Genomic DNA, 24,534 nt, shown 5'->3' on the forward strand with positions numbered 1-24,534 from the left:
CTCGCCGACTCGTTTTAGCTTCGTCTCCCCTTTTTCATGAAATCCATCGCTTCCTTGATTTCCTTCAAATAATCGGACGCGAGCTCATACTGAGCCGTGACGACGCTTACGAACAAAATGTCGATCATATGCAGCTGCGCAAGCCTGGAGGATGTTGCTCCGCTTCGAAATGGAGCCGGCACTTCCCTTGTCGCAGAAATAAACAACGGAATGTCCGCTTTATCTGCTATAGCAGAATGACCGTAGCGGGTCAGGCTGATCGTGACAGCTCCGCGCTGTTCTGCAAGCTGAAGAATTTTCAGCGTTTCGTATGTTTCCCCTGAGAAGGAAATACAAAAGACGACATCCTGCTCGCTTACGTTGGCGATGTACATCGCTGCGTTATGGATATCGGTGAAGCACGAAACTGCCTTGTTCATCCGCAGAAATTTCTGCTGGGCATCCTGCGCGATGATGCCGGACGCTCCTACACCGAAAAAGTGAATTCGGTCCGCATCCTGCAGAGCTTTTACGGCTCGTTCAAGCTCGCTGTAGTTGACGAGCTCTGCCGTTTCCTGCAATGCCTGAACGCCGTTATTCGTCAGTTTGTTGACGATCGCCTCCTGATCCTCTCCGGGTTCAATGTTGCTGTAGGAAACCTGCTGACTTTTTTGCAAATCGCCGGATACGCGCAGTTTCAGGTCCGGAAAACCTTTCAAGCCAAGCGATTTGCAAAGCCTGATCACCGCTGCGCTGCTCGTGCCGCTTACTTCACCCAGCCGGGTTGCAGTCAGCTGAATCGCGTCGTTTGGATGTTCAATAATGTATTCTGCTACCTTTTTCTCAGACCCCGGAAGCTTATGCTTCATCTCATTGAGCATCACCAGTCCGCCCGAGAATGCTTTATGACTGACGTTCACAGCCGTACCTCCTTCTGTCCGCTATCCAGCTTTAGCCTTTAATTGCTCCTTCTGTCATCCCTTTTGAGATACGCCGCTGGAAAATGGCATAGAGAATAATGATTGGAATGATCGCAATCGTTAAACTCGCAAACAGGGTGCCCCATGCATTTGTGTAGGATGCTTCTCTGCTGATAAAATCGATCGCAAGTCCCAGTGTATAGTTTTCCCTCGACTGAAGAAAGATAAGCGCCATAAAATATTCATTCCAAAATTGGATCGCATTCATAATCGTAACGGTTATAATACCGGACATCGACAGCGGCGTAATGATTTTCCATAAGATCCGGTACGGACTCATGCCGTCCATTGCTGCCGATTCTTCCAGTTCTTTTGGAATCGACCCCATAAAGGTCGTTAACACGAATATACTAAACGGCAGCTGCGAGACTGCATAAACGACCGATAGTCCGAACAAATTATCCAGCATACCGAAGTTCATCAGCAGGAAAAAAAGCGGAATCCAGCCGAGTACCATCGGGATCATCATCGCCGAAATGTACAGATTGAAGAGCATGGTGCTGCCCTTAAATTCCATTCTCTCTAACGCGTAAGATGTCGGAACGGCAAGCATCAGTGCGAGCAGGGAACCGAGAACCGTCACGAGAAGACTGTTAAATACACCAAGATCAATATTATAGTTGTTCCACGCATCAATAAAGTTCTGAAATCCGAATGATTCTGGCATTCCCCACGGGTTTGCGTAAATTTCTGCATTTGTTTTAAATGAGCCGAGCATCATCCAGAAAATCGGATATAATACGGCGAGTGACCAGAGAACCAGCGGGATCCGCAGGCCGAAACGCTTTAAAATATGTCCTTTCTTTTTACCTTCCATAGCGGTTCCTCCTCTGCTTATCGCTCATGCTAATACTGTACTTTCTCCCGTTTCAGAAGTCTGGCAAGCACCAGAACTGTCACGAGTGAAATCACGAGAATCATAACGCCGATCGTCGCACCATAGCCAAAATTGTACTGCTCGAAGGCCTGTTGATAGAGGTATGAGCCCATCACGTGTGTCGAATTGTTCGGCCCGCCTCCAGTCATGATTTGTACGATGATAAAGGAGCCGTTCAGCGTTGTGATAACGATATAGAGAATGGAAACCTTGATCTGCGGCCAGAGTAATGGCACGGTCACCTTCCAGAACTGCTGCCACTCCGTCGCTCCGTCCAGCTCTGCAGCTTCGTAATAGCTTTTAGAGATGGTTGCAATGCCCCCCATCAGCATCAGCATAAACAAGCCGATTCCTGCCCAGATCGATGGCAGCACTAGCGATGGAAGGGCCCATGTTTCACTCCCGAGCCACGGACGTGTTAAATTTTCAAGACCTACTGCCTCCAATGCAGAGTTCACCAAGCCAAGGTTCGGATTATAAATAAACGTCCATAATATCCCGATCACAACGACCGACATAATATTCGGGAAGAAAAAGATAATCCGGTAAAACGGTGCTTCCTTCAGCTTCAGCTGCATAATCGCCACTGCGAAATACATTGCCAATACCATGATTCCGAGCACCTTCGTTACCACAAGGAAATAGTCGTGGAGGATGGTCCGCGGAATGATGCCATCGTTGAAGAGACGGATGTAATTATCAATTCCTACAAATTCCCGGTTTGCTGCTGCCCCCGACCAGCTGAAAAAGGAAAAATAAAGCCCGCTGATCATGGGATAAAGGGTAAATACAGCAAATAAAAGAAATGTCGGCACGAGACAGAATGCCAGAAATAAATACTTTTGTTTTTTAGTCGTTACCAATGCAATCCCTTCTCTCCCGTTCAAACGTTTTACGGCTGGCTGCCGCCTTTGATAAAAGCGGCTGTCCCGCCGGTAATCCGGGACAGCCGATTCTTTTTACAGGAAGCTGGTGATGCTCATCCGCATCAGCCTCCCGCTATTCGCCTCTGTAATCTGCTGTAGCAGCTTCTGCAGCTTCAATAAATTCCTCTACAGAGCTGTTTCCGAGCATCAGTGCCGTCAGTGCATCTCCAATTGGCGTCTCCAGGTCGGCGCTCATAGGATGCGGACGGTGATAGATCTGCACCTGCTCCTCATCATTGATCATCGCATTTGCTTCAATCAGATAATCCGGCACCTCTTCATTTTCAGACAGGTCAACGCCTTCGAGGTTCATAATCGCCCCTGTATGCTCGGAAAAGAGCGTAGCGTATTCCTCTGTAAAGACGAACTCTACAAACGCTTTAGCAGCGTCCGGGTTATCCGCGTTTTCTGCTACTGCAAGCGGACGAAGATCCGGAACAATGGCATACGGCTCGCCTTCATCCTGCATTGGAGAAGGGATAAAACCAAATTCAAAGTCATCCGGAACATCACCGGCCATTTCATTCGGCAGCCAGAAGCCGACCGGAATAAACGCGTTATCTCCAAGCAGGAAGTTCATTTGCGACTGAGTATGGTTCAAGGCGCCAAAGCCGTCGTCAATGTAGCCTGCCTCCTGCATGTCTGCAACCTTTTCCATCTGAGCAACGACTTCATCCCGCTCCCAGACACCTTCTTCACCGGTTACGATATCAGCCAGAAGCTCATCCCCTCCTGCGGCTCCGAATGCAGGTGTCAGCACACCGCGCAGGAAGTAGTAAGGATGCTGTCCGGTAGTAACAAACGGCTCGATGTCCTCATTGCTTTGTATTTCTCCCATTGTGTCCATATAGCTTGGGAAATCTTCCGGAACGTCGTATCCTTCTTCTTCAAACTTCGCAGCGTTGTACCAAGTGCCCCACGTATCAAACACAAGCGGCAGGCTGTAAATTTGTCCATCATACGTCGCCGGATCAACAATGAAGCTGTCTGAGAGCATATTGCCGTCTGCCGTTTCCACGTCTTCGAGCCAGTCAGTCAGATCCATGAGCTGTCCATCTTCCACCATCTGTGTTTCACTGGATCCGGCTCCATCGATATAAACAACATCAGGCGGATCGTCGGACACCCAGCGCGATCTCATTTCATCGTTCACGTTTGGACCTGCGTGTTCGATGATTTCCACGTCCGGATACTCTTCCTGAAAATCTGCAATGACTTCCTTCCACCACGAATCACCGTATCCGCCGACAAAGTACTGAATTTCCAGCTCGCCTGAAATGTCGCCATCTCCGCCTTCTCCATTTTCAGCTGCAGAGTTGCCGTTATTGTTGTTCTCCTCTGCTTCTGCACCGTTGCCGTTGTTGTCTTCTTCTCCGCCGCATGCTGCCAAAAGTCCGATCACAAGACCTGTGGAGCATGCCGCTGTCAGCGAACGCTTCATTGATTTTTTCACTTTTTCTTCCCCCTTCAGAAAGTTAGTGTATGATGAAACGCCGAAATGAATCCGGCCGGTTCAACCTCATTTTTCTGCCTGCGCCTGACTGGCTGCCTGCTTCACACATCCGTTTGAAAGCCGGATTGCTTCTAAAGCATCGTCGACTCCGACGCCTGCTTTGATCATCACAATCGCAGGTTTCACTTTCCACGAAGCGGCCTCCAGCACTCGTTCAGCCTCTTCGGTCGTTACACCTGTCAAATCACTCACGATTTGTTTTGCGCGTTCCCGCAGCTTGTAATTGCTGGCGTGTACATCCACCATCAGATTTTCATGAACTTTTCCGAGCTTCACCATCGCACTTGTGCTGATCATGTTCAGCACCATCTTATGAGCTGAGCCTGCTTTTAATCTCGTCGAACCCGTCAATACTTCAGGTCCGGTGATCACTTCGATGGCTGCATCGGCGAACGCACTTATTTCCGACTGCGGATTGCAGGAAAGGGAAACCGCCGCTGCACCGATCTCTCTTGCATACGTTAATGCACCAATTGGATACGGCGTCCGGCCGCTTGCTGTAATTCCGACGACGGCATCGTCTGCGCGAAGCTGCCTCTGCTGCAGATCCACCCTGCCCTGCATGCCATCATCTTCCGAGTTTTCTTTCGCCTGTTCGACTGCCCCGTCCCCTCCTGCCATTACGGTCTGCACCATTTCCGGCTCCGTCATAAACGTAGGCGGGCACTCAGAAGAATCCATATAGCCGAGCCTCCCGGATGTACCTGCTCCTACATAGAAGAGCCGCCCCCCGCTTTGAAGCTTTCCGACTATCAGCTCAACTGCCTTTTCAACTGCAGGCAGTGCTTCGGCTACAGCATCGGCTACTTTTTTATCTTCCTGATTCATCGTTTTGAGCATCTCGGCTGTAGTCATGTCGCTCAGCCGCATGCTTGCTGGATTACGCTGTTCTGTCAAAAGGGCTGACAGCTCTTTTCCCATTGTTATCACCTGACTTTTCCTGTGTCATATATACGTTTGGCTGCAAGCCTCAGTGCTCCGTCAAGCGGATCTGAGGCTGATTCTGACCATACGCCAAGTCCTTCTTTTTGCAGCCGGTCTTTGATTTTCTCCTTTAAACCGGGTGCCTGTTTAATCAGAGCTCCTTCTGCCGTGACCGGAACCTGCGGGGAAAATATACCGGCCTGATGATGCAGGCTCTGTACATGAAGAATCAATTCATCTGCCGCACGGTCCGTAATGCTTGAGGCAGCCCTGTCACCTTTTGCAGCTGCCTCAAGCACGAGAGGTGCCGCTGCAGCAATTTCTTTTTTACCGGCGTGTTCATGAACGAAGCTCACGAGATCAGCCGGCTTCTTAAGTTCATAAAATGCAAGCAGAGAGCTTGTCAGCATAGTCGGCGAAGCGCGTCCGTCGGCTGCCCGCACGACAGCCTGCAGCGCTTCCAGTCCGATCCGATAGCCCCCACCTTCATCACCGAGCAGGTGCCCCCATCCACCACAGTGAAACCATTCACCTGTGTCTGTTCTGCCGACAGCATTGGATCCAGTACCGGCAATCAGCAGAATTCCTTCTCCGTCTCCTGGCAGTGCTCCTTCCAACGCAGTCACGGCATCAGAGTACACATCAATGTGGACGTCCTCTCTCAACCCGAATTCGACAAGCTTTTTTCTCAGCTCTGCCTGAGCCCGCTGCTGATCATCGAGGCGGCCGGCTCCGGCAAGTCCGCAGCAAATTCCTCCTATGTCACTAACTGGAATTGAATGCGCTTTCAATAATGACGAGATTAAATAAACGATTTCTTCTCCCATTTGCCTAAATCCGATCGTTCTTGGATTCGATCCGGTGCCCTTTATCGGTTCGGCTTTCCTGTCCAACCCGCTCTCCGTTAAAAAAGCGGCGGCAGCTCTGGTATTTGTCCCACCTCCATCAATCCCGATGACATACATGCTGGACAGCCTCCTGTTCGTTGATTACTAAGATCGTATCGTTTATGAATTATTATGTCAATATTAATTTTAAAATTCGTAATGATATTTCAGGATTAATTTGATTTCTCTGACTTCTCATTATTATCTTTTATGAGATAAGTTATACTTCGTTATGTGAGATCGAATGTCGGGCCTGTCTTTATAGCAGAGCCTTCAGCTCCATTTCGAAAGAGGTCTGCGTGCCCGTTCGTCTTATCCACATCTCTTCTGATGATACGTCTTTTTCGGCCTGATCTTCTCCATACCTGTCAAAACTGCGTTCCTACATTTTCCAGACGGATCTGGTATGATAGAGAAAACATGTATTTGAGAAGCACTTTTTTGGAAAGAAGGTTTATAACCCTTCTTCCTACGGGTAGTAGAATAGTACGTGACTATCCGACTATTTTCAGGAATAGCGCTTCCAAAGAGCGTTCGCACGTAACAGGAGGGAGTTGACACCATGGCCATGAAAGAATCCGAATCTGTTGCTGACGTGATATCTAGAGATGTAGAAAGGCTTGAGGGCCAGATCCGCAGAGAGACCGATAAACTGGAACGCAAAAAAGCTGCCGGGCGTAATCATCGAAGTGATTACATGATTATCCGCTCCAGACGCGATATCATCGCTATTGAATCCAAAATTCAAAGCCTTCAGTTCCGCCTTGAGCAAAAGCAGACAGACCTTGCTAAAGCATTGGCTACCGAACAGAACAAGTGATGGAGCTGAAAGACACAACAGACTCCATAAAATAGGAACCGGCCGTCCCAAATCGGACAGCCGGTTCCTTTTTGATGCGGACAGCGGATTGTAAGCTATCGGTTGCGCTCCAGTTCATCATCCTGGTTTTATTTGTTGCTTTGGAACGATCTCTTTGACTTCACATGCTCGTCAAACCGGTTGACCGACTTCATAATTAGTGCCCGATGTCTTTTTAAAGATTGAAGGACGCTCGCTGTTCTGCTTCACCAGGAATAATCATTACCCCTGTTTTCAACTCATCAGAAGGGTCATAATGACAAGAAGCGCACAGTCATTAGATAAGTTTTATAAAGTCAAGATCAACCTTCCTTGATAAATCCCCCTTAACTTTTTGCAGAGCTGACCTTCTCAAGACGTGAATCACCTTCCATATGCTTCATGCCGAAGCGTTATCATCATGTTATGCACCTGATTCTATGCGCATTCATGGAAACCGCTTTCTTTTTAAGGTACAATATGGTAAATAAACAAGAAGGAGGTAATGGTATGACTTCTGCATCGAAGCAATCCATTACAAACAGCGTGACCGGTGAACGGATCACGTTTCTGGAGAAGGCCCCGGCCGGAGAGGGCTATGAGAAAATTGAGGTGTTTCTGCCTCCTGGTGCCTCCGGTCCGCCGCTGCATTATCATGAAAAATTTGAAGAAATGTTTGAGGTCGTTTCAGGAAAGCTGTTTATCGAGCGTGATGGCGAAAAAATAGAGCTAAGTCCGGACAGCGGGCGCATCAGTATTCCCGTAAATACGTTTCACATGTTTAAAAACGCATCTGGAGAAAGACCCGTAACGTTTCGTGTGACCCTTACGCCCGCACACTACTTTCAGGAGTCTATGTGTATTTTATACGGCCTCCTTGAGGACGGTCTTTATACGGAGGAAGGCCAGCTGTCGAATCCGCTGCATACCGCTGTCGTGCTCGATATGCAAAACACGATTGTAGAAGGCATGGAGATTCTTGAAGAGTGGAAAAAAGAAGCCGAAGAAAAAGGTGTCCGGGAAGAACTGATGGCGGCCTACGTAAAAAATTAGCTCGTTCGTAAGCTGTCTGGAAAGAGATAAAGCCCGGCCGGTCCAGTTGACCGCCGGGCTTCCTGCTTTTTTCGCCGATCAGGCTGAGTGCAGAAGCGTCGCGAGCGAAGCTTCTCTAATCCGCTTTTCTTCTTCGGAAACCAGATCGTATTTTTTTAACAGATGGAACATTTCATTCAAGGCTGTCTGATGCTGCTCTGTCTCCAAATACCGGGCGCTGGCTTCATAAAGCTCAGCCGGCAAATATGATTTCTGTGTTTCCAGCTTTTGCTGGACGTCTTGTAGACTGTGATCGATCGAACAAGCCATCGTATATCCCTCCTTGCAGCTGACGTCATTATACGAAATTCTTTAGACTCCCGCAACAAAAGCATCAATTGTGTCCAAAAATTGAACTTTTTTTTGTTGACTCTATTGTAAATGCTTACATTAGCAGGTAATATAATGAGTGCAATCATAAATCCTGCATTGTGTTGACGCGGAACAGCGAACCTGTCACCGGTTTCACGAAGTTGCAGCATCTGATTTTTAAAGCTACGTTGGCCGTTCAGCAGCGCACCTGCTGACGTTTACCGTTGCCTTTCAGGGAGAAGACTATTCCCCTGACAGAGGCAGCGGTTTTTTTATTGCCGGCTGACACGAACGCCATTACAAAAAAGGGAGTGCAGCATCATGAATGGAAAACTAAAAAATCGCTGGCTGATCGCACTGGCCGCTGTAGGGATTCACATTTCGATCGGCTCAGTTTATGCATGGAGTGTATTTACAAATCCGCTGGCCGAACAGTTTGGCTGGAGTCTCAGTGCGATTTCCATGACGTTTAGTATCGCGATTGTATTTCTCGGACTTTCAGCTGCTTTTATGGGACACTTTGTTGAAAAATACGGTCCCCGCATTTCGGGCCTCGTTTCCGCATCCTTTTTCGGTGCAGGTCTGATAGGAGCAGGATTTGCCGTACAGGCAGAGTCACTCTACCTGCTTTACTTTACGTACGGAGCACTCGGCGGAATCGGACTCGGCGTCGGTTATATCACGCCGGTATCCACGCTTGTGAAATGGTTTCCCGACCGGCGCGGTTTAGCGACAGGTCTTGCCATCATGGGCTTTGGGTTCGCAGCCATGATCGCCAGTCCCATCATGGCGTCGCTGATCGACTCTGTCGGTATTGCTTCTACCTTCTTTATTCTCGGTACCGCCTACTTTGTGATCATGTTTGCGTCTTCGCTCTACCTGGAGCGTCCGCCGGAAGGCTACATGAAGGAGCTTCAGGCTGAAAAAGCGAAGAGCGGCGGCGACCTCTCCCAGCTTACTGCAAACGAGGCGGTCAAGACGAAACGCTTCTGGTTTCTCTGGATTATGCTGTTCATTAACGTAACCTGCGGGATCGCAATTCTCGCTGTTGCCTCACCAATGGGCCAGGAAATCGCCGGATTGTCAGCAGCTGCAGCGGCCACAATGGTCGGTATTATGGGCTTTTTCAATGGCGCCGGACGACTCGCCTGGGCCTCGATTTCCGACTACATTGGCCGGCCTAACGTGTACACAGCATTTTTCGCTATACAGATCGCGGCGTTCTTTATGCTTCCGTCGCTGACCCATGCAATCGCCTTCCAGGTTGTGCTGTTTTTAATCATGACATGCTACGGCGGCGGCTTTGCCTCGATCCCGGCTTATATTGGAGATATGTTCGGAACAAAGCAGCTCGGCGCGATTCACGGCTACATTCTGACTGCCTGGGCACTCGCAGGTCTTGCAGGACCAATCATCGCCGCACAGGTGCGGGAAATCACGGAAAGCTATGCGGCAACGCTTTATATCTTTGGCGGCATGTTTGTCATCGCCTTGTTTGTTTCCCTCATTATCCGGGTCGATATTAAGCGTCTCCGGGAAGCCAATGCTGATCAGAAGCTCGCAAGTTGACAAGCGCTTCAGATAAGACTACGCTTTCTTTATACATTCACTGCAAAGGATTGGCGCTTGATGGGAAAATATGAAGCAGAATTCAGCAATCTCGTCCGTTCTTTCCGCAAACGGCACATGGGAAAAGGCCCGAGCAGAATTCAAACCACGTTCTGTAAAAACTGGGCAATTTGTGAGATGGAAGGCAACCTCTCTCCTGTTGAGAAATTCATTGCGAGCGACCAGGACGGCCGTCAGATGCTGCGTGCAGCTCGAACCGAAATGGTCAAAAACATTTACCGCACACACCGGCCTGTTGAAATGGAAGACCTGTTGGAATGCAACTTCGTCGACTTGTTTGTAGACATTGATATTGAGCAGGACAAAGGCATGTCGATCTTTATTTTCGATGAGGATCTGGAGAAAAAATTCAGAAACGAAAAAGAAGGTTAGGCACTTGGCAGCGGCCCTGTTAAAGACTCAACCACCGATTTCAACACCCCGTTTTTCCGGGGTGCTGATGCGGTGGTTTTTTATTACCTTTCAGGAGGAATGATCATGGGAAAGACAAAGCATAACGGACCGATGAAAAAAGCGAAAATGCCGGCACCGGAACATTGGGTGAGCCCTGTTCCCTTCGGCCTCGGCAAAGTAAAGCCGAAGCATATACGCGACTCGTTTAAAACGATGTGGGAAAACAAGGACAACTTGAATTACGCCAAAAACATCATCACGAAAGGGGTCTGCGACGGCTGTGCCCTCGGCGTATCCGGACTGTATGATCAGACGCTGACCGGCCCGCACGTCTGCACGACCCGTTTTAACGTGCTGCGCCTGAATACGATGCCGGCAATTAACGAAGATATTTTGCACGCCGATATTGACGAGCTTCGAAAGTATTCATCTACTGAGCTGCGCAAGCTTGGCCGCATTCCTTACCCGCTTATCCGCCGTCCCGGAGAGCGCTCTTTCTCCCGTATCAGCTGGGATGACGCGATGGATCAGATTGCTGCCAAAATGAAGAAGCTTGATCCGAAGCAGTATGCGTTTTATATGACGTCTCGCGGCATCACCAATGAATCGTATTATGTCGGCGGAAAAGTGGCCCGTTTTCTCGGGACGAACAACGTCGATAATGCATCACGCATTTGCCACTCACCAAGTAAAACGGCATTGAAACGATCAATCGGTGTCGGCGCATCAACGTCTAACTATCAGGACTGGATCGGCACCGATGTCCTGCTTTTCTGGGGAAGCGTTGCGTCTAACTCATCACCGGTTTCCACAAAGTATATGCTTGAAGCCAAGAAAAAAGGCACGAAAATTATCGTTATTAATCCGTATAAAGAGCCTTCGATGGATAAATACTGGGTCCCGTCTGTTCCTGAATCTGCTATATTTGGTACTAAAGTGGCCGATGATTTTTACCAGGTAAACATCGGCGGCGATATTGCGTTTATGCATGGCATCATGAAGCACTGGTTTGATATGGAAGAAGAGGCGCACGGCTCTGCGATTAACCATGCATTCGTTGATGAACATGTGAATGATTATGAGCAGTTAAAACAGCAAGTCGTTGCGCAATCATGGGATGAAATTATATCCTCTTCCGGCGTGAGTAAAGAACGGATCATCGAGCTTTCCGAGCTGCTTGCCAACAGTAAAAATGCCGTGTTTGCCTGGGCGCTCGGCCTCACGATGCACACCTTTGCGACAGATAACATTTCGCAGGTTGCGAACCTGGCACTGCTTCGCGGTTTCCTTGGCAGAAAGCACGCTGGTCTTATGCCTTTCCGCGGTCACTCCTCAGTTCAGGGGAGCGGTGAAATGGGGGCCGATCCATTTGTCCTTCCAGGGGGCGACTATAAGGGAGATAACATTCCCCGTATTGAAAAACTATGGAATTTCAAGCTGCCGGAGTGGCAGGGTGACATCGTCGGCGTGAGCCTGGAGAACATTATGCTGCCGGAGGATCACGAACGAAAAATTAAAATGTATTATATGTCCGGCGGCAACTTCCTGGAAACGATGCCCGATCCCGATTTCATTGAGGAAGCACTCGCTAATCTGGAGATCCGCGTTCATCAGGATATTATTTTGAATACGTCAACACTCGTCGATGCAAAAGAAGCGGTGATCGTCCTCCCTGCTAAAACCCGCTACGAGCAAGAAGGCGGCGGAACGTCAACATCCACGGAGCGGATGGTGTATTTCTCTCCGGAAATTGACGGCAATAAAAACAAGATCGAGGAAGCACGCGCGGAATGGAAGATTTACGTCGATCTCGCAAAGCGCGTCAAGCCTGAAACGGCCCACCTTGTCGACTTTAAAACCGGTCAGGAAATTCGCGATGAAATCGCTGTGGCAAATCCCGCCTACGAAGGCGTTCAGCATTTGAAGCGTCAAGGAGACGTGTTCCAGTGGGGCGGCGCATGGCTCTGCGAGGACGGCATTTGTCCAACCCCGGACGGGCGCGGAAACCTGATTCCAGTCGATATTCCGGACCTTAACCGCAAGTCCGGAGACTTTTACGTGACAACCCGGCGCGGAAAGCAGTTTAATTCCATGGTCTATGGTGAAAAAGATCCGTTTAACCAGGCGGACCGCTACGACGTGCTGATCAGCAGCAACGATGCACGACGCCTCAGCATTCATGAAGACGAAGCGGTTGTCGTATACAACCAGCACGGCGTCTTTCAAGGCAAGGCCCGGATAGCGGAGATGGCCGATTCTAATATCGGCGTTCACTTCCCGGAGGGCAACTTCCTGCTCCCGAAAGGCCGCTACGAAAAATTTGCCGGCATACCGGATTACAACATTGCCGTGCAGGTTGAAAAAGCGGATCGCTACAACGCACGAAAAGATACGAAATACTACGAAAAGCCGGTGGAAGATCTCGAAATGGCTCCCCCGTCTTAACGAATATTGCTTATGTATAAGAAGCAGACTGTTTGTTCGTTTGGTGCGTCGTTCCCCTTCACTGACCGGCGGAAGCAGTCGATTGTAAAGATGTACATGTAAAAACATGTTATAAACAGCATAAAGACCCGGAGGCTTGTGGCTTCCGGGTCTTTTCGTTATGGGCGTTGAGGAGAATCAGTCAGAGCCTGATCGAATAAAAGGGGCTGGCTAGTTCTCGAAGAAAGTTATCAAGAGAGCGTGCCACCTTTTTAAAAGCAGCGTCAAACATTTCAATCTTGACGCTAAACTTATTATTCTAAGGCTGAAACTTATCAGAGCTTTCAACTGGCGTTCGCGATAGCGAAAATCTTATCAAACTGGTGGCTGAAGTTTTCATTCTGAGCGTTCAACTTATCATTTCAACCCTGAGATCGATTCTTCTGTTCAGCATGCATCTATTTCACAGCAAAGAAAGCTTGATTGGACCCTGCTGCGAAAAAAGTTGAACGTTTACCGGTAAATGTTGAATGTTTACCCGCCTTCGTTAACGCTATTTTCGTTATACCAGTCCTACATTGATGCTCGTAAACATGTACCAGCCATTGTTTAAGTTTTTGCAGCAGAAGTTGAACACCTTGCGGGCATAGTTAATGCTTTCACCGCGAACGTTACACATTTTCAACCAGCCTTCAGCCTTAGTCCTCCGCTTTCCCATACATGCAGCGGCGGCTCTGCCTACACACGAAGAGACCCGGAAAACTGCTGCCAGGTCTCTCTTGATCAGGTTGTTGTTTGCGAGCTGCTAGTTCTTTTCGCAATCTCCGCAAACCGCCGGTAAGAGGCGTGCTGTTTTTCTTCGTCGTAAATGTAGGATACGACCATTATTTCATCAGCGGTGAACCGTGACTGGAACTCCTGCAGCTGCCGGGAAACGGTTTCCTCACTGCCGGCAAGCGTCATGCTCGACATAGCCTGGGACATTGCTTTTTCCTGCGGTGACCAAATCCCATCCATCGAGTCAACAGGCGGCTGAAGCGGCTGCTGCGTGCCGCGGACCACGTTCAAAAAGAACTGCTGCATCGTCGTTTGTTCGCGAACTGCTTCTTCGTCAGATTCCATCGCGATGACGTTGAGACAGACGATCATATGCGGCTTTTCAAGCCACTCAGACGGCTGAAACTCCTCGCGGTAAATTCGGATCGCCGCTTCCATCTGCTGTGGAGCAAAGTGGGCAGCAAATGCGTATGGCAAGCCAAGACGAGCCGCAAGGACGGCTGAATCCGTTGACGATCCGAGAATGTAAAGCGGCACGCCGGTTCCAACTCCCGGATGAGCTTTTACCTTACCTTGTATTTCAGGAGGACCAAAGTAGTGAAGCAGGTCCTGCACATCATCCGGAAACGAGTGAACCGCCGTATCCATGTGCGTCCGTCGCAGCGCTCTTGCTGTATTCATATCCGTTCCGGGAGCGCGCCCAAGTCCGAGATCCACTCTATCGGGATAAAGCTCCGCCAGTGTGCCAAATTGCTCGGCAACAACGAGCGGAGAATGGTTTGGCAGCATCATGCCGCCGGAACCGACACGGATCGAAGTCGTCTCTTCCAGCGTCCGCTGAATCAACAGCGGCGTAGCAGAGCTAACTAGCGTCGGCGTATTATGGTGCTCTGCAATCCAGTAGCGGGTGTAGCCGGCCTCTTCAACAGAAGCTGCAAGTCTTGTCATAGCATCTATAGCGTCAGCAATCGTTTCGCCTTGCCTGACTGGTGCCAGATTTAAAGCGGAGACAGGTAATGCATGCATATCTATCAGAACCCTTTCTTTTTGTAAGTCAAGTTACATCGTATCAATCCCTCAACCCTTCGTAAACGATTTTGCTCAGACCTTCATGCAAAGTGTTGAAAACGTGCATCCATAAGAAAAGACCCGCCGGATAGCGGGTCTTCCTGGCTGTTGACAAAGTCAATCTGCTTACATGTTTATTCGTTTGGTTGTATTCCCCTCCGCTTACCGGCGGAAGCTTGCCGTGGGCTTGCCTTCAGCTATTTCTCAGGGTGACCCCTGAGAAAGGATCTTCATGCTGCGCTGATTCCACAGGCGACCCCGCCGGACACATCGGGGAAACGGATCTGGTTTGTTAGCGAAAGACGACACAATCGGTTGGCACGTCTTCCCTTCTGCTTTCATCGTGAGGACGTTGCACCTCTATTGTTCATAGAAACGTCCCACAGGTAAGATTCCATCCGTATGGAGCAAGGTTGTACTAATCATAAACAGATGGTTGAAACGTACTGCCAGCTGCCGGCATCGAAGGGCCTCGACTCCGGGAGGATCAGAACGAGGCGAAGATCCAGCGCTTCCGACGCAAGGAAGAAGCGATTAGCTGAGTCCGTTCCCTCCGGAAAGCGAGTGCCCGTAGATACAGGCAGATGCAACATGATTCACCTATACCGACTTTGTCTACAGTCTGAAAAACCCGCCGGATAGCGGGTCTTCATTTAACGGTCTCGGTGTTTCTCATCCACGTCACTGTCCTGCGGGAACTTTGGTGCATCCTCTGCTTGTTCGGCAGGGTCTTCAGAACTCATCGGATCCCCGATCTGGCTCGGGCCTTCCGGATCGATGCTGCCTTCTGTTTTTTCGTCATCGAACGCAGCTCCTGCTTCCATTTCCGGAGCCAGAACAACCATCCTGCCGTTGTCGAGCTCGGCCTCAAGTTTCTGGCCCTCTTCACCGGTGATACCGATTTTATCAAACGTAAAGCCTTCCGAGCCTCCGTCCTGGCCTTTAAATTCCGTCGTTCCTTTAAACGCCGTTTTTATCTTTTCCCAGAAGGACAGATTCTCCTCGTTGCCTGCGCCTTCTTCCTGTTGGGGCTCTTCAATGCGCACATTCGTTTCGGACTTCAGCCATTCTGCCGCGTCACTATCTCCGGCTGCTACGATAATTTCCTCCGGTCTGTGCCCGTCAAGCTTTAATGATTCAACGGATTCTCTTACTTCTGATTCTGATGAGAATACTCCGACTACTCGTTTTTTCATGCTGTATGCCTCCTCCTTCTTTTTATCTCCTGTTCGTTCATATTCCCAATAAGTTGAAATGACTAAACATAAGCTTTCGGACTGCCTTTACTGGAGCTGCAGCACTGTATTACACTGAAGAAAGGGTTTGGAAGGAAAGGAGATTTCATAATGCCGCGCTGGTGGGGATTTTTTCTCGTGATTACAGGGGCAACGCTCTGGGGTCTTGGCGGAACCGTTTCACAATATGTATTTCAGGAGTTTTCAATTCCGGTCAACTGGCTTGTCAGCCTGCGCTTAACCGTTGCCGGACTGCTTTTGCTCGTTGTGCAGGGGCTCTGGAAAGATCGGCAGGAGCTTGTGCGCGTATGGAAAACGAAGCAGACCGCGATTCCTCTTTTACTATTTGGGATATTTGGCATGCTCGCTGTGCAGTACACGTATATGGCTTCCATCAGCTACGGAAACGCTGCCGTTGCCACCCTGCTTCAGTATACGGCGCCGGTGATGATTATCGGCTGGCTGCTGCTCCGCAGGCAGTCGAGGCTGACAGTCCGTGATGCCGCTGCGGTCATGCTAGCGCTCGGCGGAACATTTCTGCTGCTTACAAATGGGTCTGTGCAGGCCTTGTCAGTTCCGGTACCTGCAGTGATATGGGGGCTTCTGTCCGGTGCTGCGCTTGCCTTTTATACGCTTTACGCTGTGCCGCTGCTAAAACAGTTCTCAGCGCTTGTTATTGTAGGCTGGGCGATGGTGATTGGCGGTGCACTCCTTTCTTTTTTGCACGCCCCCTGGGATATTCCGGCTGCGTCCCTTCCGCTGTCGGCTTGGGCTGCACTCACGTTCATCGTCATTTTCGGTACGATGATCGCCTTCTGGTTTTATATTGAAAGCCTGCAGACGCTTCAGGCAAAAGAGACATCGCTTCTAGGCAGTCTTGAGCCTCTTTCAGCTGTAGCAGCGACAGTATGGTGGCTGCAGGAGCCGTTCGGCTTTTATCAGTGGATTGGAATGGTGTTTATCTTCAGCATGATCTTTCTTGTTGCTGTGAAAGAAGAAGACGCAGTTCCGGCGCCCACTGCGAAGGCAGCGAAGCAGACCGATTCCGCTTCTTGAGCAGCGCCCCGTCCGGCTGACTACTTTGTGCGATAGCGCAGCATCTTTAGACAAAACTGCTTAAATTCTTCATAGGATTGAAAATATTTCTCCCGCCGGTTGTACCATTTGCGGATCGTTTCCAGCAGCCAGAGCGGGAGCGCTTTTCCCATTATCAAACTGTACACCTCTTCATACGCCTCTTTTAAGTGCTCCCACCGCATGTCATTCCCAGGCTTCCCGTACTCAGACACATCCAGTATTTTAATCCCGTCACCCTGCAACAAGATGTTTTTCAAATGAATGTCTCTCGGATTTAAACCGCACGAACGTACATACTGTCTTGCCTCCTCTACCTCGGCTACGGCAGTCTGCGGAATATCAGTCCCCTGCAGCAGACATTCGTAAAAGGTAGTTCCTTCCTCAAAGCTGATTACAAGCATCCTCCCTTCTTGATACGTGCAGACGGGGAAATAAGCCGAACCTGCAAGCAGCTTGTAAATCCGGAACTCTTCAGCCGCTTTTTCTTCCCTTCCTGCAGCATAAAGCTTAACCGCATACTCCGGATGCTCTGCTGACTGAAATACGGCCGCGTCTGTGCCAATCCCGACACATCTGACGCCATCCGGAATACCGGTCACCAGAACCGGCTCGTTGTGATCGACTGCTGTGATGCCGATCTGTTCCATGTGCCTAAGCCATGCTGTTTCCATAACGGACCTCCTGTTAAAAAGCTGCTAAACAACCGGCTTCACCGAGCCGATACTAACTATTGCGGTACTTTTTACCTGCATAAATGATACTAAAGGAGCCAGCATCATGAAGCACATACGTACAAAGATTCTAGCAGGGTTTCTCATTATCCTGCTTATTGCCGCCGTTCAGGGAATTGTTAACGGTATGTCTTTTCACTACATAAGCAGTGAATCAGAGCAGATTTCAGAGTCAGAGCTTCCACAGCTGGAAGCTGATCACTTTCTCTCCTACGCCATGACAGAGCGGCTCGCGCTTGTCCGCGGCTTTCTGCTCACCGGTGATCCACGATTTGAGGAAAGTTTTGAAGCTGTCAGCGCAGAGGCTGATGCTGTATCAGCAGAGTTGCTCCGGCAAACGTCAAATGAAGCGACGATAGATGCTATTCAGCAGGCCGAAGTCTGGACTGCTGCCGTAAGGGAAAACGTCTTTCCGGTGTATCAGGATGGCAGGGAGCAAGAGGCACTTGCCTACATGAATTCCGCAGGCCGGACCGACGCGGAGGAGCTGATGGCTTATTTTCAGGAAGCTGCTGCCGACCGAAGCAGCCAGGTCGCACTCCGGGCTGAGAATGTAAATGAGTCATCAAATCTATTGTTCGTGGTCACAGTCGGTGCTGGAGTTCTCGTCGTCCTGACCGGGCTTATCACTGCGTTTGTGACAGCAGGATCGATCGCAAAGCCCGTACATTTAGTTACGAACAGACTTCGCGAGCTGGCAGACGGCAATCTTTCCGGTCCGGCGCTTCGTGTCCGTACAAAAGATGAAACAAAAGCGATGGTAGACTCATTGAATCAAATGACGGAAAACAACCGCAGTCTGCTGAAGCAAATTGGATCTGTCGCAGCAGAAGTCGAAAACGGCAGCACCAGTCTTGCTCACGCTTCTGAAGATGTCCGGGGAGGATCTGCCCAAATCGCCTCCACCATGGAGCAGCTGGCTGCAGGCGCAGAAAATCAAGCGTCTGTCACGACGACCTTAAGCAGCTCGATGGCTTCCTTCAGCGAGGCGATGGCGCAATCGAGCTCTAATGTCGAGCAGGCACTCCAGTCCTCTGACGATGTCCTGAAGCTGACAGACTCAGGCACAAACGTGGTTCTTCGTTCAGGTGAATCCATGCAGCGGATTGATGAGAGAATGTCCAGCGCCGTCACCAAAATGGATGAGCTGCAGCTGAAAACCGATAACATTTCCAAGCTTGTGACCGTGATTGAGGATATTGCAGCACAGACGAACCTGTTAGCACTGAACGCAGCTATTGAAGCAGCGCGCGCCGGCGAGCAAGGCCGCGGCTTTGCAGTAGTCGCCGACGAAGTGAGGCGACTTGCTGAGCAGGTCACCGGCTCCGTCGCGGACATCACAAATATCGTTCACAGCGTACAGCAGGATTCTCTCTCCGTCGCAGAATCTCTGCAAAAAGGCTATGAGGAAACGAGCGAAGGAAGCAGCAACATGAAAGCAACCGAGCAGACATTTACCGCTATTCAGGCGTCGATCACGGAGCTTGCTGATCAAATGAGAGAAATAGGCAAAAACGTAGCCGGTATGTCCGGCCAGACATCAAAGATTCATGGTTCTCTCGGGGAGGCAGCAGCTTCAGCAGAGGAAGCCGCAGCCGGCATCGAAGAAACAACCGCGTCAGCCGAAGAAACAGACCGCTCCATGGAGCAAATGGCTTCAAGTGCTTCCAGCCTCTCCGGCAGCGCGAAAAGCCTGCGTGCAGAATTAGATCAGTTTCGCTTGTCATAATCCCCCGAATACGACAGCAGACAGCAGGAAGCCGGCGATACCTAACTTGGTCGCCGGCTTCTGTTGCATTGCTTATGCCTTTGTCCAATCCGTCTGCAGCGGAATTCCGGCTGCTTCAAGCGTTGTGTAAACAGGGCAGCGGGCATCCGTTTTTCGCTGCAGTTCATCGATCCGCTCGTCAGATTCATCGGTATGAACGGCTGCTTTTACGGTCACTTCCTGAAAATACGGCTTCACGCCTTCTTCTCCCTGCAAACCTCGCAAATCGATATAACCGCTAACCTTGAAGTCGATCTTATCAAGATTGAAATCCATTTCGTCTGCGACCATATGCGCGATGACATTTTCACAGCCTGCAAGAGAGGCAAGCAGGTTCGTCAGCGGATCCTGGCCTTCATCGTTTCCACCCATCGCCGGCGGTTCATCGATAACGATTGTATGCTTGTCCGATGCCACCTCAGTTTTCATTCCCTGACCGGTGCCTGCTACTTCAAAATCTACTCGTTTCATATTACGAACTCCTCCTTTAAATAGTCGTCTCTGAGGCTATACCCGACTTCGCCATAAGTTAAATGCTTCATTTTTCAACGCAACGGATCGTTTCATGATTTTACAAATTATCTGCTGTCTGCTTCATTCCAGAATGAGAATGCGCTTATGCCGGTCTGTCCCGTCCCACAGTCTCATAGATACGAAATAGCTTCTCATCTCACATAGCGGCGCAGGTCGAAACGTCCGCTGCCGGTGTGTTACACTCGCCACTAAGTTATTCGTTAGGGGGAGTTATCCTATGAAAAAACAATTGACACTCACAACTGCAGCAGCGTCTGCAATGCTTATTCTCGCAGCGTGCGGCGGTGACAACGGCAATACAAATGAAGCACCTGAAAACGGTGGAATGAACAACGACTCCGAGCAGGAGATGAACAATGAAGAGGCAGCTGAAGACCCTGAAGGAGCCGATGAGCTCGCTGAGATGGGGGAACAGGACATGCCGGAAGCAGAAACAGATGATCTTCCGGAAGTTGTCGCAGAAGTAAACGGTGAAGAAATTGAACGCGACGAATTCGCGGTTACCTATGAAAATATGTTTATGCAGGCTGCCCAGCAGGCTCAGATGACAGGAGAAGAGATTGATCAGCAGGAGCTGCAGGAAGAGCTCGTGCAGAATATGGTTGATCTGGAGCTTATGGTGCAGGAAGCAGAAGAGCAAGGCTTTGAAGCATCAGAAGAAGAAGTAAACGAACTGTTTGATGAGCTGGCTGCTCAAAGCGGCATGGAATCCGGAGATGAGTTTGTTGCAGCTCTCGAAGAACAGGGAGAAGACGTTGAAAATCTTCAGGAAGAAGCTGAGATGCAAATCAAAGTGGATGAGCTGATCGCATCAGAAGCTGGCGACGTTGATCCTTCCGAGGAAGAGGTAGAAGAGTATTACGAGCAGCTTGTAGCCCAGCAGGAAGAAATGGCCGGCGGTGAAGGCGGCGAAGAAATGGAAATGCCGGAATTTGAAGAAATTCAGCCTGAATTGGAAGAACAGCTCCGCGCTGAACAGGAAGCAGAGTATTCCCAGACGCTGGCTCAGGAACTGCGTGAAAATGCAGATGTAACGATTCACCTCTAATATACTGTTTGTAACCTAAAGGACCGTTTCAGCATATCGCTGAAACGGTCCTTTTTGCTGACTGATCCCGTTGACTGAATCCGGAGCCCGGAGTAAATCCGGTGCAGGCTCTTCCCGTTCCAGCCCCCACTTTCCCGACAGGCTTACACCGGCTTGGGAGCCCCGGTATACCTTCCTATTCCCGTTCTGAATCATCAGCCAGTGAACGTTTTGTGAATCTTTTCACGCTATTCACCTCTGAGCATCGCATCGCGCTCTTCTTCACTCAGCTCCCGGTGCACTTCATGCAGCATCCACTGATACCCGAACGGATCCATAAACACCGCATTGGATATGCCATACTTCTCCATGGTTGTGACAGGCTGCATATCCCTGCATCCGCCGGCTATGGCGTTATTGTAGGCTTTATGAATGTCCGGTACCGTTACGTTAATCCAGATCGGCAGCGGCTCCTCACCAGAAGGCGCCTTCATACCGTAAGCTTCATTCTCATCGAGCAGATGAATCTCTGTTCCATAAATCGAAAAAATCACTTCATTTTGACCTTGCTGAAGGTCGGTCACGGTCAGTCGTTTGATGTCAAAAATCGTTTCATATAAACGCAGTGCATCCAGACTGTCATGGACAATCAGATCAATTTCAATACCTGTTTTCATTCGCAGGTCCTCCCCTTTGTCAGAATCGGCTCTGTTCAAGCTTATCATGTTTATTTGGAGAATACACTTGTACATATCGCATGTATTTTATATAATAGACACATAAGCACCCCGCTTATTTTTTTACTCCATGGAGTCCCGTCGGCCATCTTTGTGCCACGGGAACTTTTTGTTCAGATGGGCTGATCAGTCTTTTCCTCATTTTATAAAGGAGGTTGTAGACATGGCAGTGATGGACAGAACGAAAGGCACCCGCAAGCTTCTCTACACGAGACGTGCGCACCGGTTTGAACGAAAGAATAAGTGTATCGACTGCAGAGGCCGCGGCGTTACGAAAGCGTATGTCAGCGAATACAGCTACGAGCCGGCTGAGCAGTGCCGTTCATGCAGAGGCTCCGGAACCTATGAGGATTACAAGCGGTACGGACGAAAATCGATGGCATAAACGAAAAGCGTTCCATTAAACAGGAACGCTTTTTTCTATGCGGCGCCCGGCCTTTTCTAAAGCCGCAGCTTCATGATAAGCTTGCACTAAACAAAACGAAAGCAGAAGGTGATGATCGTGGTGGATAAACAGCAGATCGACGGCCAGATTTTAGAGCTGAAGGATGAATATGTACAGCTGCAGAACAACCTGGATAAGCTGGAGTCCATTGGCGGCAATCTGACTCCGCTTGAAAAACGGCTGAGCGATATTGAGGTTGAACTGAAGGAATTGAATGCACGGAAGCAGGAGCTTTCGTAATCGTAAAAGCAGCATGTCCTTTGACAGTGACATGCTGCTTATTATGCAGGTATTAATTATAGAAAGATGCGTCACTACAACTCGGCAGGCTTGCCGTGGACGAGCTCCTCAGCTTCCTCGCTGCGCTGCGGGATCTTCCCAGCTCGTTCTTCCACAGGCGTCCGCCGGTTTTCGTTTCGCTTCTATTCGATAAAACAAAAGAGAGATCGTTTCGTTCTTTGTCTTTCCGCTCAGGAACAGGAAAGACAAGGTGATTCTCAAGACGCCTCTAAAAGGGGAAAGCTTAAAGACCATCCCATACGCAAGGAAAAGATAGCGAAAAGACTTCTTTGTTATAAGCGTGTTTTCTTCCTATCAACACCAATCATTAATCATGTTCTGCTCAACACTAAAATTCCTCTGGTGTCTTTTATTTTAAATCAATCTACTTCAAATAACATCTGAAACCTATCAAAATTATATGGATAGGCATTTTCTCCACCAAACTTTTTTGGTTTAAATTCATTGCTATATTCAAACTCTACTTCCCACTTCGTTATATTGAGCACGTTGAATTCATCATGTTTAGCAGAATATCGTCTACGCCTTTCACCAATATGCAAGTTTTTAAGCTCATATAAAAAAACGGTTTTTGTCACGTTTTTTTTATGACGTTTTTTGATTAAACCATGTTCTCTAAATTCAGAAAGGGTTATTATATCATTTAAAACTTCTATAACATATTTATGGAAGATATCGGAGCTCTTTTTAATACGAAAGGTTATTTTGCTGATAGAATAAATGTTTTCATCAAATTCAGCTGCTCTCGCTTCAGATTCAGACATGATGTAAGTTCCCCCTGCTTCAGCGTAAGCTTGCTTAGCCATTTTTAAATATTCACGAGTCCAGTAAAGTTGAGTTTCTTCGCTTGGTTGCATAAAAATCTTTATATCCTCATACGGATTTTCCATTGAATTTTTGAGGCTGCCTATCCTTTGCTTAAGTCCTCTTATGGAGGTCATAATCTGCTCTTTTGATTTCCCTTTCAGGTGCTCCTCGTAATACCACTCAGGACTAATCATCATATTCAACAGCCCCTTTGTATAATTAATTCAATTTTCACTCGAACTTGTTACAGGCTAATTATTTTTACGGTTCTAAATAAAGTTCATTAATTCATTCACAAAAGGTTTAGCAGAAATACATAAATCACATGAAAGCAGAGCTGAAAGAATTAGAGGCACGAACATAGGAACTTTCTGACGAGGTAGATGAGTAAATTCAAACAAAGCTGTGTTCTGTGCATACGAGCGTATGCTTTCCGGAGGGGCCGGTCTCAGCTAACTGGCTCGGTGATTCCGAGCCAGTGGATCTTTGCCTCGGCCTGATCCTCTCGGAGTCAACGCTCTTCGCTTCGAACTTGTTGTTTTAGAAAGGTTCGGCGGGATACGTTTTATTCGAAGACTTATTCCCTAAAGGCTTAGGGTTAAGTTGCCTTGTAACCAGCACCACAAAAAAAGCTTGTTCTCCAAAGTCAGGCATGCTAATCCATTAACGTTGACGGGTATTATCACTCTTAAACTCATTCTCAAAAGCTGATTCAAGCTTTTCTAAATCATTCTTTAAAAAATCGTTCATCTTTTGTTCGATCATTTCAACAATACTGCTTTCATCTAACTCATCTTGATAGCCATTAGGAAGAATTTCTTTATAATAAATTGGTTCATATCCAGTATTTAGTCGGTCTTTTACAATGTTAAACAACTCAGGGTACTTTATCGCCACTTGATGGAGTTTTTCTCTAAGTGCAGGTTCACCTGGACCTATAATGCATTTTAATAGAAGTTGGTTTGGTCTGTTCTGAAACTCAAAGAGCACGATTCGCTTACTTGGCGTCCAATTAGATCCTGAGTGTTCGATAATCGAATCCAATCGCTCTGTTGTAAATCTTATAAATGTTTTAATGGAATGATCCAGGATTAAGTTCTTTTCTCCTTTAATATCATTTGGAAGTTTGCTGTTAATGACACCTTAAAATGTCCCGAGGTTGACGGAACACCTTGACCGGCAGGAGACGGAAAACGTGACCGTATTTAAACAGCTAAAACGGGAACACACCTTATCGGTCGTTCCCGTTTTTCA

24 protein-coding genes are annotated in these 24,534 nt (G+C 48.7%); 10 read left to right on the forward strand and 14 right to left on the reverse strand.

The window, feature by feature from the left end:
* Positions 1–14: 14 nt before the first annotated feature.
* The 6 genes from HCN83_RS13300 to HCN83_RS13325 all read right to left on the reverse strand — a co-directional run bounded on the left by HCN83_RS13300 (position 15) and on the right by HCN83_RS13325 (position 6,164).
* Entirely contained in the window at positions 15–899 is an 885-nt protein-coding gene (locus tag HCN83_RS13300; RefSeq protein WP_343033731.1) for a MurR/RpiR family transcriptional regulator, read from the reverse strand.
* A gap of 31 nt (positions 900–930) precedes the next feature.
* A complete protein-coding gene (locus HCN83_RS13305) occupies positions 931–1,776 on the reverse strand; it encodes a carbohydrate ABC transporter permease (protein WP_168008142.1) in 846 nt (281 codons plus the stop codon).
* A 29-nt stretch (positions 1,777–1,805) separates the two neighbouring features.
* Positions 1,806–2,699 carry a carbohydrate ABC transporter permease gene (locus tag HCN83_RS13310; RefSeq protein WP_168008144.1) on the reverse strand — a complete coding sequence of 298 codons (894 nt, stop codon included), beginning with the start codon at positions 2,697–2,699 and terminating at the stop codon, positions 1,806–1,808.
* Between the two features lie 136 nt (positions 2,700–2,835).
* Positions 2,836–4,203, reverse strand: coding sequence for an ABC transporter substrate-binding protein (locus HCN83_RS13315; protein WP_168008186.1), 1,368 nt, complete (start codon positions 4,201–4,203; stop codon positions 2,836–2,838).
* A gap of 78 nt (positions 4,204–4,281) precedes the next feature.
* On the reverse strand, positions 4,282–5,196 hold the full coding sequence (gene murQ, locus HCN83_RS13320; RefSeq protein ID WP_168008146.1) for an N-acetylmuramic acid 6-phosphate etherase: 915 nt from the start codon (positions 5,194–5,196) through the stop codon (positions 4,282–4,284).
* A gap of 5 nt (positions 5,197–5,201) precedes the next feature.
* Complete coding sequence (locus HCN83_RS13325; RefSeq protein ID WP_168008148.1) at positions 5,202–6,164, reverse strand: N-acetylglucosamine kinase; 963 nt, start codon at positions 6,162–6,164, stop codon at positions 5,202–5,204.
* A 484-nt stretch (positions 6,165–6,648) separates the two neighbouring features.
* On the opposite strand from HCN83_RS13325, the gene HCN83_RS13330 reads away from it, so the two are divergent.
* Both HCN83_RS13330 and HCN83_RS13335 read left to right on the forward strand, forming a co-directional pair.
* Complete coding sequence (locus HCN83_RS13330; RefSeq protein WP_168008150.1) at positions 6,649–6,906, forward strand: hypothetical protein; 258 nt, start codon at positions 6,649–6,651, stop codon at positions 6,904–6,906.
* A 528-nt stretch (positions 6,907–7,434) separates the two neighbouring features.
* The gene (locus HCN83_RS13335; protein WP_168008152.1) at positions 7,435–7,977 is read left to right on the forward strand and encodes a cupin domain-containing protein; all 543 of its coding nucleotides are present in this window, start codon (positions 7,435–7,437) and stop codon (positions 7,975–7,977) included.
* A 78-nt stretch (positions 7,978–8,055) separates the two neighbouring features.
* Here the strand turns inward: HCN83_RS13335 and HCN83_RS13340 are convergent, their stop codons facing one another.
* Complete coding sequence (locus HCN83_RS13340; protein ID WP_168008154.1) at positions 8,056–8,286, reverse strand: group-specific protein; 231 nt, start codon at positions 8,284–8,286, stop codon at positions 8,056–8,058.
* 363 nt (positions 8,287–8,649) lie between these two features.
* On the opposite strand from HCN83_RS13340, the gene HCN83_RS13345 reads away from it, so the two are divergent.
* The 3 genes from HCN83_RS13345 to HCN83_RS13355 all read left to right on the forward strand — a co-directional run bounded on the left by HCN83_RS13345 (position 8,650) and on the right by HCN83_RS13355 (position 12,795).
* Positions 8,650–9,897: an L-lactate MFS transporter gene (locus HCN83_RS13345; RefSeq protein WP_168008156.1), complete on the forward strand. Its 1,248-nt coding sequence runs from the start codon at positions 8,650–8,652 to the stop codon at positions 9,895–9,897.
* 60 nt (positions 9,898–9,957) lie between these two features.
* On the forward strand, positions 9,958–10,329 hold the full coding sequence (locus HCN83_RS13350; protein ID WP_168008158.1) for a DUF2294 domain-containing protein: 372 nt from the start codon (positions 9,958–9,960) through the stop codon (positions 10,327–10,329).
* A 105-nt stretch (positions 10,330–10,434) separates the two neighbouring features.
* The gene (locus tag HCN83_RS13355) at positions 10,435–12,795 is read left to right on the forward strand and encodes an FdhF/YdeP family oxidoreductase (RefSeq protein WP_168008160.1); all 2,361 of its coding nucleotides are present in this window, start codon (positions 10,435–10,437) and stop codon (positions 12,793–12,795) included.
* A 762-nt stretch (positions 12,796–13,557) separates the two neighbouring features.
* On the opposite strand, the gene HCN83_RS13360 is transcribed toward HCN83_RS13355, so the two are convergent.
* Together HCN83_RS13360 and HCN83_RS13365 are read right to left on the reverse strand one after the other, a co-directional pair.
* Complete coding sequence (locus tag HCN83_RS13360) at positions 13,558–14,577, reverse strand: LLM class flavin-dependent oxidoreductase (RefSeq protein ID WP_168008162.1); 1,020 nt, start codon at positions 14,575–14,577, stop codon at positions 13,558–13,560.
* Positions 14,578–15,272: 695 nt separating this feature from the next.
* Complete coding sequence (locus HCN83_RS13365; protein WP_168008164.1) at positions 15,273–15,815, reverse strand: general stress protein; 543 nt, start codon at positions 15,813–15,815, stop codon at positions 15,273–15,275.
* A gap of 150 nt (positions 15,816–15,965) precedes the next feature.
* On the opposite strand from HCN83_RS13365, the gene HCN83_RS13370 reads away from it, so the two are divergent.
* A complete protein-coding gene (locus tag HCN83_RS13370; protein WP_168008166.1) occupies positions 15,966–16,910 on the forward strand; it encodes a DMT family transporter in 945 nt (314 codons plus the stop codon).
* A 20-nt stretch (positions 16,911–16,930) separates the two neighbouring features.
* On the opposite strand, the gene HCN83_RS13375 is transcribed toward HCN83_RS13370, so the two are convergent.
* Positions 16,931–17,602 (reverse strand): serine/threonine protein kinase, encoded by a 672-nt coding sequence (locus HCN83_RS13375; protein ID WP_168008168.1) that lies wholly within the window; start codon positions 17,600–17,602, stop codon positions 16,931–16,933.
* A 106-nt stretch (positions 17,603–17,708) separates the two neighbouring features.
* Between HCN83_RS13375 and HCN83_RS13380 the strand changes: the two genes are divergently transcribed.
* Positions 17,709–19,391 (forward strand): methyl-accepting chemotaxis protein, encoded by a 1,683-nt coding sequence (locus HCN83_RS13380; protein ID WP_168008170.1) that lies wholly within the window; start codon positions 17,709–17,711, stop codon positions 19,389–19,391.
* 72 nt (positions 19,392–19,463) lie between these two features.
* On the opposite strand, the gene HCN83_RS13385 is transcribed toward HCN83_RS13380, so the two are convergent.
* Positions 19,464–19,901, reverse strand: coding sequence for an OsmC family protein (locus tag HCN83_RS13385; protein WP_168008172.1), 438 nt, complete (start codon positions 19,899–19,901; stop codon positions 19,464–19,466).
* A 280-nt stretch (positions 19,902–20,181) separates the two neighbouring features.
* On the opposite strand from HCN83_RS13385, the gene HCN83_RS13390 reads away from it, so the two are divergent.
* The gene (locus tag HCN83_RS13390) at positions 20,182–21,012 is read left to right on the forward strand and encodes a SurA N-terminal domain-containing protein (RefSeq protein ID WP_168008174.1); all 831 of its coding nucleotides are present in this window, start codon (positions 20,182–20,184) and stop codon (positions 21,010–21,012) included.
* A 227-nt stretch (positions 21,013–21,239) separates the two neighbouring features.
* On the opposite strand, the gene HCN83_RS13395 is transcribed toward HCN83_RS13390, so the two are convergent.
* Positions 21,240–21,668, reverse strand: coding sequence for a VOC family protein (locus HCN83_RS13395; RefSeq protein WP_168008176.1), 429 nt, complete (start codon positions 21,666–21,668; stop codon positions 21,240–21,242).
* A gap of 223 nt (positions 21,669–21,891) precedes the next feature.
* On the opposite strand from HCN83_RS13395, the gene HCN83_RS13400 reads away from it, so the two are divergent.
* Positions 21,892–22,113 (forward strand): hypothetical protein, encoded by a 222-nt coding sequence (locus tag HCN83_RS13400; RefSeq protein WP_168008178.1) that lies wholly within the window; start codon positions 21,892–21,894, stop codon positions 22,111–22,113.
* A gap of 117 nt (positions 22,114–22,230) precedes the next feature.
* Positions 22,231–22,413 (forward strand): SE1832 family protein, encoded by a 183-nt coding sequence (locus HCN83_RS13405; RefSeq protein ID WP_425483627.1) that lies wholly within the window; start codon positions 22,231–22,233, stop codon positions 22,411–22,413.
* Between the two features lie 419 nt (positions 22,414–22,832).
* Here the strand turns inward: HCN83_RS13405 and HCN83_RS13410 are convergent, their stop codons facing one another.
* Both HCN83_RS13410 and HCN83_RS13415 read right to left on the reverse strand, forming a co-directional pair.
* Entirely contained in the window at positions 22,833–23,477 is a 645-nt protein-coding gene (locus tag HCN83_RS13410; protein ID WP_168008180.1) for a hypothetical protein, read from the reverse strand.
* Between the two features lie 466 nt (positions 23,478–23,943).
* Complete coding sequence (locus HCN83_RS13415; protein ID WP_168008182.1) at positions 23,944–24,324, reverse strand: hypothetical protein; 381 nt, start codon at positions 24,322–24,324, stop codon at positions 23,944–23,946.
* Positions 24,325–24,534 lie beyond the last annotated feature (210 nt).

The organism is Alkalicoccus luteus (assembly GCF_012034335.1).
Taxonomy (GTDB): domain Bacteria; phylum Bacillota; class Bacilli; order Bacillales; family Salisediminibacteriaceae; genus Alkalicoccus; species Alkalicoccus luteus_A.

Excerpts from the sequence above, each read along its gene's own strand:
- HCN83_RS13305 (WP_168008142.1), bottom strand. The coding sequence starts at position 1,776 with ATGGAAGGTAAAAAGAAAGGACATATTTTAAAGCGTTTCGGCCTGCGG.
- HCN83_RS13315 (WP_168008186.1), bottom strand. The coding sequence starts at position 4,203 with ATGAAGCGTTCGCTGACAGCGGCATGCTCCACAGGTCTTGTGATCGGA.
- murQ (WP_168008146.1), bottom strand. The coding sequence starts at position 5,196 with ATGGGAAAAGAGCTGTCAGCCCTTTTGACAGAACAGCGTAATCCAGCA.
- HCN83_RS13325 (WP_168008148.1), bottom strand. The coding sequence starts at position 6,164 with ATGTATGTCATCGGGATTGATGGAGGTGGGACAAATACCAGAGCTGCC.
- HCN83_RS13330 (WP_168008150.1), top strand. The coding sequence starts at position 6,649 with ATGGCCATGAAAGAATCCGAATCTGTTGCTGACGTGATATCTAGAGAT.
- HCN83_RS13335 (WP_168008152.1), top strand. The coding sequence starts at position 7,435 with ATGACTTCTGCATCGAAGCAATCCATTACAAACAGCGTGACCGGTGAA.
- HCN83_RS13340 (WP_168008154.1), bottom strand. The coding sequence starts at position 8,286 with ATGGCTTGTTCGATCGATCACAGTCTACAAGACGTCCAGCAAAAGCTG.
- HCN83_RS13345 (WP_168008156.1), top strand. The coding sequence starts at position 8,650 with ATGAATGGAAAACTAAAAAATCGCTGGCTGATCGCACTGGCCGCTGTA.
- HCN83_RS13350 (WP_168008158.1), top strand. The coding sequence starts at position 9,958 with ATGGGAAAATATGAAGCAGAATTCAGCAATCTCGTCCGTTCTTTCCGC.
- HCN83_RS13355 (WP_168008160.1), top strand. The coding sequence starts at position 10,435 with ATGGGAAAGACAAAGCATAACGGACCGATGAAAAAAGCGAAAATGCCG.
- HCN83_RS13360 (WP_168008162.1), bottom strand. The coding sequence starts at position 14,577 with ATGCATGCATTACCTGTCTCCGCTTTAAATCTGGCACCAGTCAGGCAA.
- HCN83_RS13365 (WP_168008164.1), bottom strand. The coding sequence starts at position 15,815 with ATGAAAAAACGAGTAGTCGGAGTATTCTCATCAGAATCAGAAGTAAGA.
- HCN83_RS13370 (WP_168008166.1), top strand. The coding sequence starts at position 15,966 with ATGCCGCGCTGGTGGGGATTTTTTCTCGTGATTACAGGGGCAACGCTC.
- HCN83_RS13375 (WP_168008168.1), bottom strand. The coding sequence starts at position 17,602 with ATGGAAACAGCATGGCTTAGGCACATGGAACAGATCGGCATCACAGCA.
- HCN83_RS13380 (WP_168008170.1), top strand. The coding sequence starts at position 17,709 with ATGAAGCACATACGTACAAAGATTCTAGCAGGGTTTCTCATTATCCTG.
- HCN83_RS13385 (WP_168008172.1), bottom strand. The coding sequence starts at position 19,901 with ATGAAACGAGTAGATTTTGAAGTAGCAGGCACCGGTCAGGGAATGAAA.
- HCN83_RS13390 (WP_168008174.1), top strand. The coding sequence starts at position 20,182 with ATGAAAAAACAATTGACACTCACAACTGCAGCAGCGTCTGCAATGCTT.
- HCN83_RS13395 (WP_168008176.1), bottom strand. The coding sequence starts at position 21,668 with ATGAAAACAGGTATTGAAATTGATCTGATTGTCCATGACAGTCTGGAT.
- HCN83_RS13400 (WP_168008178.1), top strand. The coding sequence starts at position 21,892 with ATGGCAGTGATGGACAGAACGAAAGGCACCCGCAAGCTTCTCTACACG.
- HCN83_RS13410 (WP_168008180.1), bottom strand. The coding sequence starts at position 23,477 with ATGATGATTAGTCCTGAGTGGTATTACGAGGAGCACCTGAAAGGGAAA.